14 protein-coding genes are annotated in these 12,526 nt (G+C 70.1%); 7 read left to right on the forward strand and 7 right to left on the reverse strand.

The window, feature by feature from the left end; genetic code table 11:
• Window positions 1-64 precede the first annotated feature (64 nt).
• Entirely contained in the window at window positions 65-1,093 is a 1,029-nt protein-coding gene (locus NDI86_RS04165; protein ID WP_310899138.1) for a DUF5787 family protein, read from the forward strand.
• Between the two features lie 9 nt (window positions 1,094-1,102).
• Here NDI86_RS04165 and NDI86_RS04170 read toward each other — a convergent pair whose 3' ends face one another.
• Entirely contained in the window at window positions 1,103-1,585 is a 483-nt protein-coding gene (locus tag NDI86_RS04170) for a DUF5797 family protein (protein ID WP_310899139.1), read from the reverse strand.
• 88 nt (window positions 1,586-1,673) lie between these two features.
• Between NDI86_RS04170 and NDI86_RS04175 the strand changes: the two genes are divergently transcribed.
• The 3 genes from NDI86_RS04175 to NDI86_RS04185 are packed head-to-tail and all read left to right on the forward strand — an operon-like array spanning window position 1,674 to window position 5,078.
• Complete coding sequence (locus tag NDI86_RS04175; protein WP_310899140.1) at window positions 1,674-3,254, forward strand: COG1361 family protein; 1,581 nt, start codon at window positions 1,674-1,676, stop codon at window positions 3,252-3,254.
• Entirely contained in the window at window positions 3,251-3,946 is a 696-nt protein-coding gene (locus NDI86_RS04180; protein WP_310899141.1) for an ABC transporter ATP-binding protein, read from the forward strand. The genes NDI86_RS04175 and NDI86_RS04180 overlap by 4 nt, the downstream gene beginning before the upstream one ends.
• Window positions 3,939-5,078, forward strand: coding sequence for an ABC transporter permease (locus tag NDI86_RS04185; protein ID WP_310899142.1), 1,140 nt, complete (start codon window positions 3,939-3,941; stop codon window positions 5,076-5,078). The genes NDI86_RS04180 and NDI86_RS04185 overlap by 8 nt, the downstream gene beginning before the upstream one ends.
• Before the next feature lie 173 nt (window positions 5,079-5,251).
• On the opposite strand, the gene NDI86_RS04190 is transcribed toward NDI86_RS04185, so the two are convergent.
• Genes NDI86_RS04190 through NDI86_RS04205 form a run of 4 tightly spaced genes read right to left on the reverse strand, consistent with a single transcriptional unit; the run spans window position 5,252 to window position 8,200 of the window.
• Window positions 5,252-5,497: a hypothetical protein gene (locus tag NDI86_RS04190; RefSeq protein WP_310899143.1), complete on the reverse strand. Its 246-nt coding sequence runs from the start codon at window positions 5,495-5,497 to the stop codon at window positions 5,252-5,254.
• A gap of 51 nt (window positions 5,498-5,548) precedes the next feature.
• Window positions 5,549-6,010 (reverse strand): Mut7-C RNAse domain-containing protein, encoded by a 462-nt coding sequence (locus tag NDI86_RS04195; RefSeq protein ID WP_310899144.1) that lies wholly within the window; start codon window positions 6,008-6,010, stop codon window positions 5,549-5,551.
• Window positions 6,003-7,748 (reverse strand): DNA polymerase/3'-5' exonuclease PolX, encoded by a 1,746-nt coding sequence (polX, locus tag NDI86_RS04200; protein ID WP_310899145.1) that lies wholly within the window; start codon window positions 7,746-7,748, stop codon window positions 6,003-6,005. Before polX ends, NDI86_RS04195 begins: the two co-directional genes overlap by 8 nt.
• Window positions 7,745-8,200 carry a DUF5788 family protein gene (locus NDI86_RS04205; protein ID WP_310899146.1) on the reverse strand — a complete coding sequence of 152 codons (456 nt, stop codon included), beginning with the start codon at window positions 8,198-8,200 and terminating at the stop codon, window positions 7,745-7,747. Before NDI86_RS04205 ends, polX begins: the two co-directional genes overlap by 4 nt.
• A gap of 133 nt (window positions 8,201-8,333) precedes the next feature.
• Between NDI86_RS04205 and NDI86_RS04210 the strand changes: the two genes are divergently transcribed.
• From NDI86_RS04210 to NDI86_RS04220, 3 genes are read left to right on the forward strand one after another with little or no spacing between them, the layout of a single operon-like run.
• On the forward strand, window positions 8,334-9,251 hold the full coding sequence (locus NDI86_RS04210) for a rhomboid family intramembrane serine protease (RefSeq protein ID WP_310899147.1): 918 nt from the start codon (window positions 8,334-8,336) through the stop codon (window positions 9,249-9,251).
• Complete coding sequence (locus tag NDI86_RS04215) at window positions 9,251-10,057, forward strand: endonuclease V (RefSeq protein ID WP_310899148.1); 807 nt, start codon at window positions 9,251-9,253, stop codon at window positions 10,055-10,057. The genes NDI86_RS04210 and NDI86_RS04215 overlap by 1 nt, the downstream gene beginning before the upstream one ends.
• A 60-nt stretch (window positions 10,058-10,117) precedes the next feature.
• Complete coding sequence (locus tag NDI86_RS04220) at window positions 10,118-10,951, forward strand: SDR family oxidoreductase (RefSeq protein WP_310899149.1); 834 nt, start codon at window positions 10,118-10,120, stop codon at window positions 10,949-10,951.
• Between the two features lie 156 nt (window positions 10,952-11,107).
• Here NDI86_RS04220 and NDI86_RS04225 read toward each other — a convergent pair whose 3' ends face one another.
• Together NDI86_RS04225 and NDI86_RS22210 are read right to left on the reverse strand one after the other, a co-directional pair.
• A complete protein-coding gene (locus NDI86_RS04225; protein ID WP_310899150.1) occupies window positions 11,108-12,190 on the reverse strand; it encodes an ArsA family ATPase in 1,083 nt (360 codons plus the stop codon).
• A gap of 108 nt (window positions 12,191-12,298) precedes the next feature.
• Window positions 12,299-12,460 (reverse strand): DUF7563 family protein, encoded by a 162-nt coding sequence (locus NDI86_RS22210; protein ID WP_262176004.1) that lies wholly within the window; start codon window positions 12,458-12,460, stop codon window positions 12,299-12,301.
• Window positions 12,461-12,526: the final 66 nt, after the last annotated feature.

The raw sequence follows: 12,526 nt of genomic DNA on the forward strand, positions 1-12,526 counted from the left end.
ACGACTCTCCGCGCCGTCCCCGGGTACGGACAGGGCTTTGGGCCTGGACCGCACACCGGGCGATGTGGCGCACAACTCCGAGTTCGCGTTCGAACTGCGGGTCTGCCAGTGGGCCGAGCGCGAGTGGGCGCCCGCGAGCGCGGGCGACGCCGTCCTCGTCGCCCGGCAACTGGGCACCCAGTACCGTCGCTGGGACACGCTGATACTCGAATGCGACCCGGACGGACTCGAAGCGCGCGGCGCCTTTGGCCCCGAGGCGTTCGACTCGGACCACCTGCACGTCCTCGAACACGCCCCCGTCGACTGGACCTTCTATCGGGACGCCCTGCCGGACCCCGGCTACCCGTGGCGCTACGTCCGCGAGTCGATTCACGAACTGGCCGACCGGGGCGCCCTCGACACCCGGAAACGGGGCCGACGAATCGAGATTCGCCGCCAGCGACCCTATCCCGACTGGGTTCGACGCGTCGTCGCCATCGAGAACAAGCCCGACCTCACCGCCAGCGCCGCCCGCGACCTGGCCGACCAGCTAGAGCGGGACGTGGCGCTCGGACTGGCCGACGAGGTGTGGGTCGCGACCGCGGTCACGGACGAGCGCGTCGAGCCGATTCTGCTCGCGGACTTCCCGCCCGAGGCCGGCGTGTTGACCGTCGACACCGAGACGGGGAGCGCCGATACCGTCTGGGAGCCCCGGTCGCTCGACGCCGACGGCCCCGGTACCCGCATCACCGAGCGGCCCGACGACGACTACAGCGCCGCTCGCTTCGAGTACGTCGACCCCGCCTGGAAGGAAGAGAAGCGCCGGGCCATCGCGGAACGGGCCTACGAGCGGGGGTGGCGCAGCTACGCGGACACGATGCGGCCCGACTGCCGACACTTCGAACTCCGGGACGGCCCGACCGGCGTCTCGCCGTACTGCACGGCGAAAGAACGGACGCCGACCGCCCGGGAGTGTCGCGGCGGCTGTGACGAGTTCGCGCCCGAGCCGCCGGCCTGGCGGACGAAGGGGTGGCCCATCGAGGGCGGCCCCGGCGCGGCCAGCAAGCGGCTGCTGGCTCGACGGCGACGCGAGCGCCGGCCCGGACTGGAGTGACCCGCCCCGCTACTCGTCGCGGACGTCCAGGTCCAGGTCCTCGCGCGCGACGGCCAGCCGGAACGTCGGCACCGTCTTCTGTACCGTCTCGACGACGCCCATGTCGGCGAGGCTCCGCAGCGCCGACCGTACGTCGTCGACCTCGGGGTCTTCGCCGGCGGCCCGAACCGCCTGCAGCGTCGCGACGACGCTCATGGGCTCCTCGTCGGGCCCGGCGAGCCCCTCCACGATGGTCCCCTGCAGCGGCGAGACGGTCATCCTCGGCGCCGGATTGTCGTCGGGGCTGCCACCGACCAGCTCCGTCGCCTCCGGCGTCGCACAGATGAGGCTGTTCTCGTTGCGGTAGTAGTACTCCTTGAGCGCCGATTCGAGGTACTGGTGGACCTCGCTCCCGCTGTCCATGCCCCACAGTTCCTGTAGCTCGCCGTTCTTCGTCGGCTGGCGGGCGACGATGTCGGCGAGCCGCTCCGTTGCCTCCTCCGAGAGGGTCATCGGTCGACCCTAGCAGCACAGGTGTAACAAGCGTTCTGGAGTCGGCCAGGGAAGATACTTGAGCGTTCAGCCCTTCGCACAGCTAGGTATGCGCTCACGTCCCGCCCGGCAGCGTCCCCGCCGCGCAGTCGCCCTCACGCTGGTGCTCGTCGTCTCGGCCGCCGCGTTCGGGACGGCCGCCGTCGGCCCGGCCGCCGCGGCCGACGCCCGCGTCACGCTGACCGACACGACCGTCACCCCGGCGACGCCGACGGTCGGCACGCCCATCACCGCCGAGGCGACGCTCCGGCTCTCGGCCGGGAGCGACACGTCGATAACCGTCGAGGTGGTGCGGGTCGTCGCTCCGAACGCGTCCGGCGAGAACGAGGTTCTCGGGAACGCGACTGACCTCGGGCGGCTCTCGCCGGGCGAGACGCTCGACGTCCCGGTCACGTTCACCGTGGACGAGGCCGGTTCACGCGACCTCAGGCTGGTGGCCGTCGGCACCGACAGCGACGGGGACCGCGTCGAGGCGACCCGACCCCTGACCGTCGGCGTCGAGCGCGCCGGGCCACAGGTCGAAGTCGAGACCGACCGGGTCGTCGCGGGCGCGGAGTCGTCGGTGCGGGCGACAGTCTCGAACCCGACGACGGCACCGCTCCGGGGAATCGAGGTGTCGGTCGCCGGCGGCGAGAGCCGACGGACGATTCCGACCCTCGCTGCCGGCGCGTCGGAGACGGTGAACCTCACCGCAGTCCCCGCGGCCGGCGACGGGACGGTCGACCTGCGGACGACGTACACGACGCCCAACGGCGTCGAGCGCGAGACGCTGACGTCGGCCCCGGTGACGGTCGAGTCGCTGCGGACCGACGTGGGCCTCCGCGTCCAGCGGCCACAGGACGACGGCGGCGGGCAGGCCGCGGGCGACCTGACGGGGCTGCTGGGCGGGGGCGGCGGGACCGCCGCGCTCCAGGACCAGTCCGGCGACGACGGCGCGGCGAGTGCCGCTCGGGTGGACGTGACGGTGACGAACTTCGGTAACGCACCCGTCGACGACGTGGTGCTCACCGCCGAGGACGACGACGGGGCCCGGCTCGGATCCGTCGGTCGGTTCGCGCTCGCGGACACGCTCGCGCCCGGCGAGGAGACGACGGTCACCGCCGACCTCTCGCGGGTCCGCGCCGACGGCGTCCGCTTCGTCGTCAGTTACGACTCCCCGCGGGGGCGCAACGAGACCGCCCTCGCCTACGGCTACCGCGCCAAGCGCGGCGAGGCGACGCTTACCGGGCTCGACGTCTCGGTGACCGACGGCGGCCGGGTGACCATCGACGGGAACCTCGCCAACGTCGGCGACGGCGAGGTCACCAGCGCCGTCCTCGCCGTCCGGCCCGGCACGGGCGTCCAGCCGGCCTACCCCCAGCGCAACTACTTCGTCGGCACCGTCGACGCCAGTTCCTTCGCCCCGTTCCAGTTGACCGCCCAGGCGGACACGGAAAACGCGACCCAGGTCCCCGTCGAAGTGCGCTACGCCGTCGACGGCGAGGCGGTCAACCGGACCGTCATGGTCCCGCTGCCACCGGCCCAGACCGGCGGCGATGGCGGGCCGATATCGTCCGGGATGGCGCTCGCGATACTCCTCGGGCTGGCCGCCGCCGCCGGCGCCACCGTCTACGTCACTCGCTACCGATGAGTTTCGAACCGCTCCAGCGGGCCGTCCCGCCGCTCGCGCTGGTCGACGTGACCAAGCGCTACGAGAGCGGCGGCGGTGGCACGGTCACCGCGCTCTCACACGTCGACTTCGCCGTCGCGAGCGGCGAGGTCGTCGCCGTCGTCGGTCCCAGCGGGAGCGGCAAGTCGACGATGCTGAACATATTGGGGCTGCTCGACGAGCCGACCGAAGGCAGCGTCGAACTGCGTGGCGAGACCACCGCCGGACTGAGCGAGGCCGAGCGGACCGACGCCCGCCGGGAGTCGCTGGGGTTCGTCTTCCAGGACTTCCATCTCCTGCCGACGCTGTCGGCCGTCGAGAACGTCCGGCTCCCGACGGCTTTCCTCCCCGGCGACGCGACCGACCGCGCCCGCGACCTGCTGGGACTCGTCGGGCTGGGCGACCGCCTCGACCACACGCCCGACGAACTCTCGGGCGGCCAGAAACAGCGCGTCGCCATCGCGCGGGCGCTGGTCAACGAGCCCGACGTGTTGCTGGCCGACGAGCCGACCGGCAACCTGGACCGCGACACCGGGACCGCAATCTTAGAGGAGATTCGCCGCATCGCCGACGAGGCCGGCGTCGGCGTCGTCGCCGTGACCCACGACGACCTCGTCACCGACTACGCCGATAGGACGGTGGAACTCGTCGACGGGGTGTTGCGGGATGTCTGATGCGGGGCGGCGGTTTCCCGCGCTGTCGCTCGCGACGCGGAACCTCTCGCGCCAGCGCCTGCGTGCGGCGCTCGCGGCGCTGGGTATCGTCATCGGCGTCTTCGCCGTCGTGACGCTCGGGCTGTTGGGGAACGCGCTGTCGGCGGCCGCACAGGAGGAACTGGGCGGCCTGGGCGACCAGGTCATCGTCAGCCCCGCCGACGAGAGCGGGCGCGAGACGCTCGACAGCCGCGACGTGGCGGCCGTCCGCCGAGCGGCCGACGGGCGGGGAACTGTGGTCCCGCTCCAGGCGACCGGCGGGACCGTGCGCGGGACCGGCGGCCAGTCGTTCGGACAGATATACGGCACCGACAATCCACAGGCGCTGTTCGGCAACGGCAGCGGTGCCGTCCCGTCGTCCCACCGTCAGGGCGCGCTCGTCGGGTCGGGACTGGCCGAGGACCTGGACCTCCGCCCGGGCAGCACCATCGCCGTCGAGGGTAACGAGTACCGCGTCGTGGGCGTCCTCCCGCCGGTCGAGGGCATCTCGCCGCTCCAGCCCGACTCGGCCGTGGTGCTTCCGCCCAGCGAGTTCAGCAGCGACGCGGCCTCGCAGGTGGTTGTCCGGGCGAACTCTCCCGAGGACGCCCGCGCGATAGCGAGCGGCGTCCGCGAGCGACTCAACAGCCGCCAGCAGCGTGTCAGCGTCTTCTCGCTGACGAGCGTCCTCGACAGAATCTCGGAGTTTTTCGGCCTGCTGAACGGCTTCCTGCTGGCCATCGCCGGTATCTCGCTCGTCGTCGCCGGTGTCAGCATCTTCAACGTGATGCTGATGACCGTCGCCGAGCGCCGGGGCGAAATCGGCGTGCTTCGCGCGGTGGGCATCCATCGCAAGCAGGTCCTCCGGACGCTGCTGGTCGAGGCGACGCTGCTGGGTGTGGTGGGTGGGGCTGTGGGTGCCCTCCTTGGCACGTTGACCGTCGTCGCCGTCGCCACACAGACCGAGCTTCCGCTGTGGGCCGTCCTCCAGCCCGGCAACGCCTTGGTGCCTCTCGGCGCGTTCGCCTTCGGCGTGTTCGTCGCGCTCGTCGGTGGGCTCTACCCCGCGTATCGGGCCGCCTGGGAACCGCCCGTCGAGGCGCTTCGGGGGTGAGTTAGTGTGTCTGGTGTCGTCAGCACCCGATGTAGAGAACCAGAAAGTCCCACCCCCTAGTTGGTTGGTCGAATAGCGCTGGGCGGGACTGAAGGGGGCTCTCTGGTTGTTCAGATTGGGGTTGCGACTGAACACACAACCGTCGACGAACGCACGAACTCAGAGATACCGTTCTACAGGTCCTTCGCGACCCGGAGCTCGGTGTCGGTAATCGTCTCGACGGCGTCGGCGGGGACTTCGATGTCGTCGCTGTCGGCGTCCCCGTAGCCAAAGCCCTGAATCACTGCTTCGCCGACGCCCGGGTCGGGTTCGACGTAGGCGACCTGGGCGTCCGTGTCGACCTCCGTTACGATACCGATCTGTTCCGCCTCGATGTCCATGAGGTACTTCCCCTCGTCTTCGGTCGATAGGACTGACATACACTCGAATATGTCGCTAGCGAAATAAATACACCCGACATTTCTGCCGAGCTACAGCTCCGCCAGCGTCTCGGCCACGTCGTCCCAGTGGCTCCCCTGCCAGAAGTGCTGGCCGCAGTCACGGCAGCGCCAGATGGCGGTCTCTGCGGGGTCGGGCGCGTACTCGGGGGTCGGCTCAGTGCGGTCGACGCGCTCGACGGGGGCGTTGCAGGTGCCACAGTGGACGGGTTCGGCCGACAGTTCCAGGTCGAACCCCGCGGCGGCCAGCTCGCGGAGCTGGTCGGGCACGTCGCGCTCGGTCAGCAGGACGGCGTCGGGGACCTGCCGGGCGAGCCCCTCGTCGCGGGTGACCAGCCGTCGGCCCTCGGTCTCGGCCAGCGCGAGCAGGTCGGCGTCGGCCTCGGCGTCGCGGTCCAGCGCGTAGGCGGTGTCGTAGCCACACATCCGCAGGTAGGTCGCCAGTTTTCCGAGCATCGCGTCCAGCACGAGCGGGTCGCGCTCGTGGTCAGCCATGGAGGAACTCCCGGAGCTCGTCGGCCGAGCGCGTGTTCAGGACGTCCCCGGCCTCGGCCCACCCGCGTCGGGCCGTGTGGACGCCGTAGGTCACCTGGGCGAAGCTCCCGGGGCTGTGGGCGTCGGTGTCGATGGCGACGGTCGCGCCGGCTTCGATGGCCGCCTTGACGGCGTAGCCGTCCAGGTCCAGGCGGGCGGGGCTGGCGTTGACCTCCAGCGCCGTCCCCGCCTCGGCCGCCGCCGTCGCCAGCCGCTCGACGTCGACGTCGAGCCCGCTGCGGCGGTTCAGATACCGGCCGGTCGGATGGCCGACGATGTCCACGTGGGGGTGCTCCGCGGCGGCCACCAGCCGGTCGGTGCCGTCGCCGTCGAGGCCCGCGTGTGGCGAGGCGACGACCACGTCCAGTTCCGCTAGCACGTCGTCGGCCACGGAGATACTGCCGTCCTCGCCGATGTTGGCCTCGACGCCGCTGAACACGTCGACGTCGGCGTCGGCGGCGACCGACGCCACCTCGGCTATCTGTTCGCGCAGGTCCTCGTCGTCGATACCGACGCCGCCGACCATCCCCGGGCCGGTCGCGTGGTCCGTGATGGCGATGTAGTCGTGGCCGAACTCGGCCGCGCCGGCGGCCATCTCTTCGACGGTGTTGCCGCCGTCGGACCACTGGCTGTGGGTGTGGAGGTCCCCCCTGACGTCGCCTTCCACGAGGAGGTCGGGCAGGTCCCCGTCGGCGGCCGCCTGCACCTCGCCGCGGTTCTCGCGCACCTCCGGCGGGACCCAGTCCATCCCCAGGGCCTCGTAGACTCCGTCCTCGGTCTCGCCGGCGACGCGCTCGCCGGCGCGCTGGTGGTCCGCCTCGTCGTCCGAGACGCCAGAGACGTCGAACACCCCGTACTCGTTGACTTTCAGGTCGCGTTCGATAGCGCGGTTCCGGACCGCGACGTTGTGGTCCTTGCTCCCGGTGAAGTACTGCAGGGCGGCGCCGAACTCCTCGGGGACGACGACGCGTAAGTCGACCCGCAGTCCGCCGGCGCGGACGCTGGCTTTCATCTCCCCGGCCTCGATGACGCCCTCGACCTCGTCCCAGTCGGTGAAGGCGTCGACGACCGTCGCCCCCTCGTGGCTCCCGGCCAGCACGTCCACGTCGCCGATGGTGGGCCGCCAGCGCCGCAGCGAACCCCCGAGCGCACACCGCTCGACGGCGTCGATGTCGGCCACGAACGCCCGGGCCTGTTCCCCGTAGGGGTGGGCCGTCCCCAGCAGCGTCCGGGCGTGGGCCTCGCGGGCGAAGTCGACGTTGTCGAGGATGTTCTGCTCGGTCTTCGCGCCGAAGCCCTTGATATCCTGAATCTCGCCGGCCTCGGCGGCGGCCTCGAGTTCGTCCAGCGTCGTGATGCCGAGCGCCTCGTACAGCGAGCCCACTGTCTTGGGGCCGACGCCCTCGACGGCGGTGAGCGCGGCCATGTCGACGGGCAACTCCTCGCGAAGCTCGTGTAGCTCCTCGATTCGCCCGGTCTCGAAGTACTCGACGACCTTCGCGGAGATGGCGTCGCCGACGCCCTCGATTTCCCCCACCGCGTCCTCGCCCTCGGCGGCCAGTCCCTCGACGTCGCCGGGGTGGTCGCGGATGTTCTCGGCCGCCCGGCGGTAGGCTCGGGGCTTGTACTCGACGCCCTTGGCGTCCAGCAGGTCGGCGAACTCCTCTAACAGACCCGCTATCTCGTCGTTCCGGCTCATCGCCGCCCCCTGCTGGCTCGCCCCGTCCCCGAGTCGGCGTCCTCGTGACCAAGCGCCTTCCGGAGGAAGGACATCCAGCGCTTCTTGTCGGCCGTCTCCTGTGCCTTCGCCTCGTCCTCCAGGTTCGCCGGTCCCAGCTGTTCGAGGGCGTTCAGCGCCCGGTCGATGCCGACGATGGCCTCCACCAGCTGTTCGCCCTCGGCGTAGCTCACGTCGCCGTCCTCCAGCGTTTGCTTGCGGGCGAGTCGCTCACGGCGGAGGTTCTTCTTCGCCTGTGTGACCCGCTCGCGTTCGCCACGTGGCACCGTGTCCCTGCGCTTGATTTCGAAGACGAACGCCTGCAGGTCGATGCGTTCGCCCTGGACGGTAATCTCGTCGGGAATCTCGGCACCGACGGTCGCACCCTCCCGTTCGATGCGCTCCAGCAGTTGTTTGCGCTCGAACTCTTGCACTACTGGGGTCTTTGGCCCGGGGGCTCTTATACTGTCGGCCGGGGGTGTGTGACCGACTGCCGAGGGCAGCCCGTTCGTGCCGGTGAGCGACACAAACACAACCCCTTTGCACCGTCCACCCCAAGCACCGCCAATGTCGGAGTGTGACGTCTGTGGAAAGCAAGAGAACATGCCCTACCAGTGCGGGCACTGCGGGGGGACCTACTGCGCCGAGCACCGGCTGCCCGAGGCCCACGACTGCCCGGGGCTGGACAACTGGAACGACCCGAAGGGGGTGTTCGACAGCGGCTTCGACGACTCCGTAGAGGGCGGCGGGTCGAGCCAGTCCAGTCGCTTCAGCGTCGACACCGGGCCGGGCGGCGTCATGGGCTACTTCCGCGGGAACATGACCTACGTGTTCCTCGCTATCATGGCCGTCACGTTCGTGGCCGAGCAACTCGTCGATGCTTTCCTCGGCCGCGCCGCGTTCCAGGCCATCTTCGTGCTCCACCCGGACAACGTCCTCTTCGTCTGGACGTGGGTCACGTCTATCTTCTCCCACGGCGGGCTCTTTCACCTGCTCGGCAACGCCATCGTCATCTACTTCTTCGGCCAGTTGGCCGAACGCCAGATGGGGTCGAAGACGTACACCATCTTCTTCATCGGCTCGGGGATGCTCGCCGGGCTCGGCCAGATTGCCCTCCAGGTCGTCCAGGGCGGGCCCGCCTACGGCGTGCTGGGCGCGAGCGGCGCGGCACTCGCGATTTTGGGCTTCGTCACCGTCATCAACCCGGACCTCACCGTCTACCTGTACTTCCTGATTCCGGTGCCCATCTGGGCCATCACCGGCTTCTACGCCATTATCAGCATCGCGGGCACGCTGTCGCCCCAGGGCGCGGGGCTGCTGGGCGGGAACATCGCCCACACGGCCCACCTCATCGGCCTCGTCATCGGGCTCTGGTACGGCCGCCGGGTCAAGGACCGGGCGCGAATCCCCGGCCAGATACAGTTCGGCGGTCGCCGCGGCGGCCCGGGCGGCCCCGGTGGTCCCGGCGGTCGCGGCCCCTTCTGATGGAGCCCGTCCGCCCCGAGTTCGTCCCGGACCCGTCGCTGTCGACCGCCGAGATGGAGGCCCTGCAACGAGAGATTGCCGACGCGGCCGTCTTCGAGGACGACTTCGCGTTCGACCCGGCGGCCGTCTCACTCGACGGGCCGGTCGGGCAAGCGACGCTGAGCGCGCGGCCCGACGAGGAGGGCACCACCAGTGACGCACCGCTCGTCGCCGGCGTCGACCAGGCGTTCGTCGGCGACCGCGCAGTGTCGGCCATCGTCGTCCTTCGCGGGCGCGAGGTCGTCGAGCGCGTCTACGCGGTCGAACCCACCGAGATTCCGTACGTCCCCGGCCTGCTCTCCTTCCGCGAGGGCGGGGCCATCCTCGCCGCGTTCGCGGCGCTGGAGTCCGAGCCCGACATCGTCTTCGTGGACGGCAGCGGCCGCATCCACTACCGCGAGGCGGGGCTGGCGACCCACGTCGGCGTCACGCTGGACGTGCCGACTATCGGCGTCGCGAAGAACCTGCTCTGTGGCCGGCCGCGCGAGTCGCTGGACGAGAAGCTCCCCGAGGGCGCTCGCGTCGCCATCGAGGCCGACGCGCAGGTCGAGACTGCGCCTGCGGGGACGGTCGTCGGCTACGCCGTCCAGAGTCGCCAGTACGAGTCGTCGAGCCGGTACGTCAACCCGCTCGTCGTCAGCCCCGGCCACCGGGTGAGCGCCGAGACGGCCGCGGACCTCGTGCTGGCGACGGCGGCGGGGTACAAGCTCCCGGAGCCGACGCGGCTCGCGGATTCGTACGCCGACTCGGTGAAAGGCGACCTCTGAGCCGTTCGTTGCGACGCCGAACGGGGGAAGCTTAATTGTCCGGGGTGAGACGACCCCGTTATGGCCAAGACGGTGCTGATAACCGGTGCCTCCTCGGGCATCGGCCACGCGACAGCCGAGGTGTTTCTGGACGACGACTGGCAGGTCTGGGCGACGGCCCGCGACGAGGACGATATCGCGGACCTCGCCGAGGCCGGTTGCGAGACGGCCGAACTCGACGTGACGAAGGCCGCCCAGTGTGAGCGCGTCGTCGAGACGGTCGTCGAATCCGCCGGGCGCATCGACTGCCTGGTGAACAACGCCGGCTACGCCCAGTTCGGCGCCGTCGAGGACGTCTCGACTGGCGACATCGCCGCGTCGGGCGGCCAGTTCGACGTGAACGTCTACGGCCCGCACCGTCTCATCCGTCAGGTCATGCCCCACATGCGGGCCCGGGAGAGCGGGACCATCATCAACGTGTCCAGCGTCGCCGGCCGCCTCGCGCTGCCGGGCCAGGGCGCCTACGCCGCCTCGAAGTTCGCCCTCGAAGCGCTGAGCGACGCGCTCCGGGTCGAGGCCGACGAGTACGGTATCGACGTGGTGCTGGTCCAGCCCGGCCCGGTCGAGACGAACTTCTACGACCGCGCGATGGCCGAGCGCGAGGACATCGAGAAGACGGGGGCCTACGACTGGCTCTACACCGCTCGCGAGGACTCCCGGCTGGCCGGGATTCAGGACGCCCTCTCCGTGACGGTCGGCACCGTCGCGCTGACGATTCGGGACGCCGCCAACGCCAGCGACCCCGAGCCCCGCTACCCCGTCGGCGAGGGCGCGAAGCTCATCCTCATGGCCCGCCACCTCCCCGCACGCTGGCGGGACGCCGCATTCGGCCTGATTCGGAAGCTCACGAACTGAAGCGGCGCGTTCTCGGTCCAGACAGGCGGCGAGCGACGGGTGGGACTGTCAGTCCAGACAGGCGGCGAGCGATGGGTGCGACTGTCAGTCCAGACAGGCGGCGAGCGATGGGTGCGACTGTCAGTCCAGACAGGCGGCGAGCGATGGGTGCGACTGTCAGTCCAGACAGGCGGCGACGACAGAGAGCAACCGCTCGCCGTGGACCTCGTCGGCAAAGAGCGGCACCCGCCGGACCTCGTGGCCGCGAAAGAGGTCCTGAGCGCGCGCGATAGCGTCCTGCTGGACCTCCCAGCGCCGGGCGCAGAACTCACAGCCCTCGATATTCGGACCGGGAATGTCGACTTCCCGACCCAGCACCTCGCTCGGGTCTTGCATCACCCGGTTGACGACGATGGTACTGACCGGAATCTCGAAGTCGGTGAGCTGGGCGAGCAGGCGCTCCGATTCCATCACCGACAGCGTCTCGGGTACCATCACGATGCGGAAGTCGGTCCGCGTCGGGTCCCGCAGGATGGCTCGCAGGCGCTCTATACGCGCGGACAGCTCCTCTAAATCCTGAATGCCGGCTTCGGTGTCGACGTCCTCGCCGCCGCCGAACATGCCCTTGACCGAGTCCATCATGCCCGAGAAGCGCTCGCGGAGTTTGAGGATGGTCCCGACCATCGAGTCCATCGTCTCGGGGAGTTCCAGCAGCCGCAGGGTGTGGCCGGTCGGCGCGGTGTCGATGACGACGCGGTCGAAGCGCTCGTCGTCGGTGTAGTCGAGCAGGAGTCGCATCGCGGCGGCCTCGTCGGCGCCGGGCATCGACCCGCCCAGCAGTCCGTCCTCGCCGCCGATAGGGTCCTCGCCCGCGTCGGCGCCCACGGGCCCGCCGGCGTCCCCGCCCATCGGACCGCCCAGCATCCCACCGAGGCCGCCCAGCGCGTCGTCGTCCATCCCCAGCGGCCCCTCGCCCATCGCGGCCTCGGGGTCGATTTCCGCGGCGAACAGCGGCACGTCCTCGCGGATGCGGGTCGGTTCGGCGGGGATATCGGTCTCAAGCGTGTCAGACAGCGAGTGTGCCGGGTCCGTCGAGACCACGAGCGTCGCCGTGTCGTCGCGGGCCGACGCCAGCGCCGTCGCGGCGGCGCAGGTGGTCTTCCCGACCCCGCCTTTCCCCCCGTACAGTACGTATTCGGGCGCGTCGACGCCGGTCGGTGCGTCGATGTCGTCGACCGCCTCGACGTCAAGGTTGCTCATATCCGAGGCTACGCCTCCGGCCTTGAGTAGTTCCCGAAAAGGGCGCGACAGTGACCCGTGGCTGTCGCGCGACACGCGTCCCGGTCGCGCGGACGACCGGCGCGACCGTTACTGTCGCGAGGAGCGCGCTTCGCGTACTTCGGCGCCGTCACGGAGTTTGTCCTCGCAGTTCGGGCAGACCCTCGGTCCGTGTGCTTCGGAGGCTTCCGGTGTAAACACCCGTACGTACTGCTCGGTTACGAATTCGCCGCAGTTCTGACACTCGGGCATCCCTTGTAACACTCTAATAATGATGTAAATGCTTTTTGTTTACGGCCAACGACGACCGGTTAAGAA

This window comes from Haloarcula onubensis, from assembly GCF_031624605.1.
GTDB lineage: Archaea > Halobacteriota > Halobacteria > Halobacteriales > Haloarculaceae > Haloarcula > Haloarcula onubensis.

What these genes read in the sequence shown, in the direction of transcription:
- NDI86_RS04220 (WP_310899149.1), top strand. Translation starts at nt 10,118, where the DNA reads ATGGCCAAGACGGTGCTGATAACCGGTGCCTCCTCGGGCATCGGCCAC.
- NDI86_RS04210 (WP_310899147.1), top strand. Translation starts at nt 8,334, where the DNA reads ATGTCGGAGTGTGACGTCTGTGGAAAGCAAGAGAACATGCCCTACCAG.
- NDI86_RS04215 (WP_310899148.1), top strand. Translation starts at nt 9,251, where the DNA reads ATGGAGCCCGTCCGCCCCGAGTTCGTCCCGGACCCGTCGCTGTCGACC.
- NDI86_RS04225 (WP_310899150.1), bottom strand. Translation starts at nt 12,190, where the DNA reads ATGAGCAACCTTGACGTCGAGGCGGTCGACGACATCGACGCACCGACC.
- NDI86_RS04180 (WP_310899141.1), top strand. Translation starts at nt 3,251, where the DNA reads ATGAGTTTCGAACCGCTCCAGCGGGCCGTCCCGCCGCTCGCGCTGGTC.
- NDI86_RS04185 (WP_310899142.1), top strand. Translation starts at nt 3,939, where the DNA reads ATGTCTGATGCGGGGCGGCGGTTTCCCGCGCTGTCGCTCGCGACGCGG.
- NDI86_RS04170 (WP_310899139.1), bottom strand. Translation starts at nt 1,585, where the DNA reads ATGACCCTCTCGGAGGAGGCAACGGAGCGGCTCGCCGACATCGTCGCC.
- polX (WP_310899145.1), bottom strand. Translation starts at nt 7,748, where the DNA reads ATGAGCCGGAACGACGAGATAGCGGGTCTGTTAGAGGAGTTCGCCGAC.
- NDI86_RS04190 (WP_310899143.1), bottom strand. Translation starts at nt 5,497, where the DNA reads ATGTCAGTCCTATCGACCGAAGACGAGGGGAAGTACCTCATGGACATC.
- NDI86_RS04195 (WP_310899144.1), bottom strand. Translation starts at nt 6,010, where the DNA reads ATGGCTGACCACGAGCGCGACCCGCTCGTGCTGGACGCGATGCTCGGA.
- NDI86_RS22210 (WP_262176004.1), bottom strand. Translation starts at nt 12,460, where the DNA reads ATGCCCGAGTGTCAGAACTGCGGCGAATTCGTAACCGAGCAGTACGTA.
- NDI86_RS04175 (WP_310899140.1), top strand. Translation starts at nt 1,674, where the DNA reads ATGCGCTCACGTCCCGCCCGGCAGCGTCCCCGCCGCGCAGTCGCCCTC.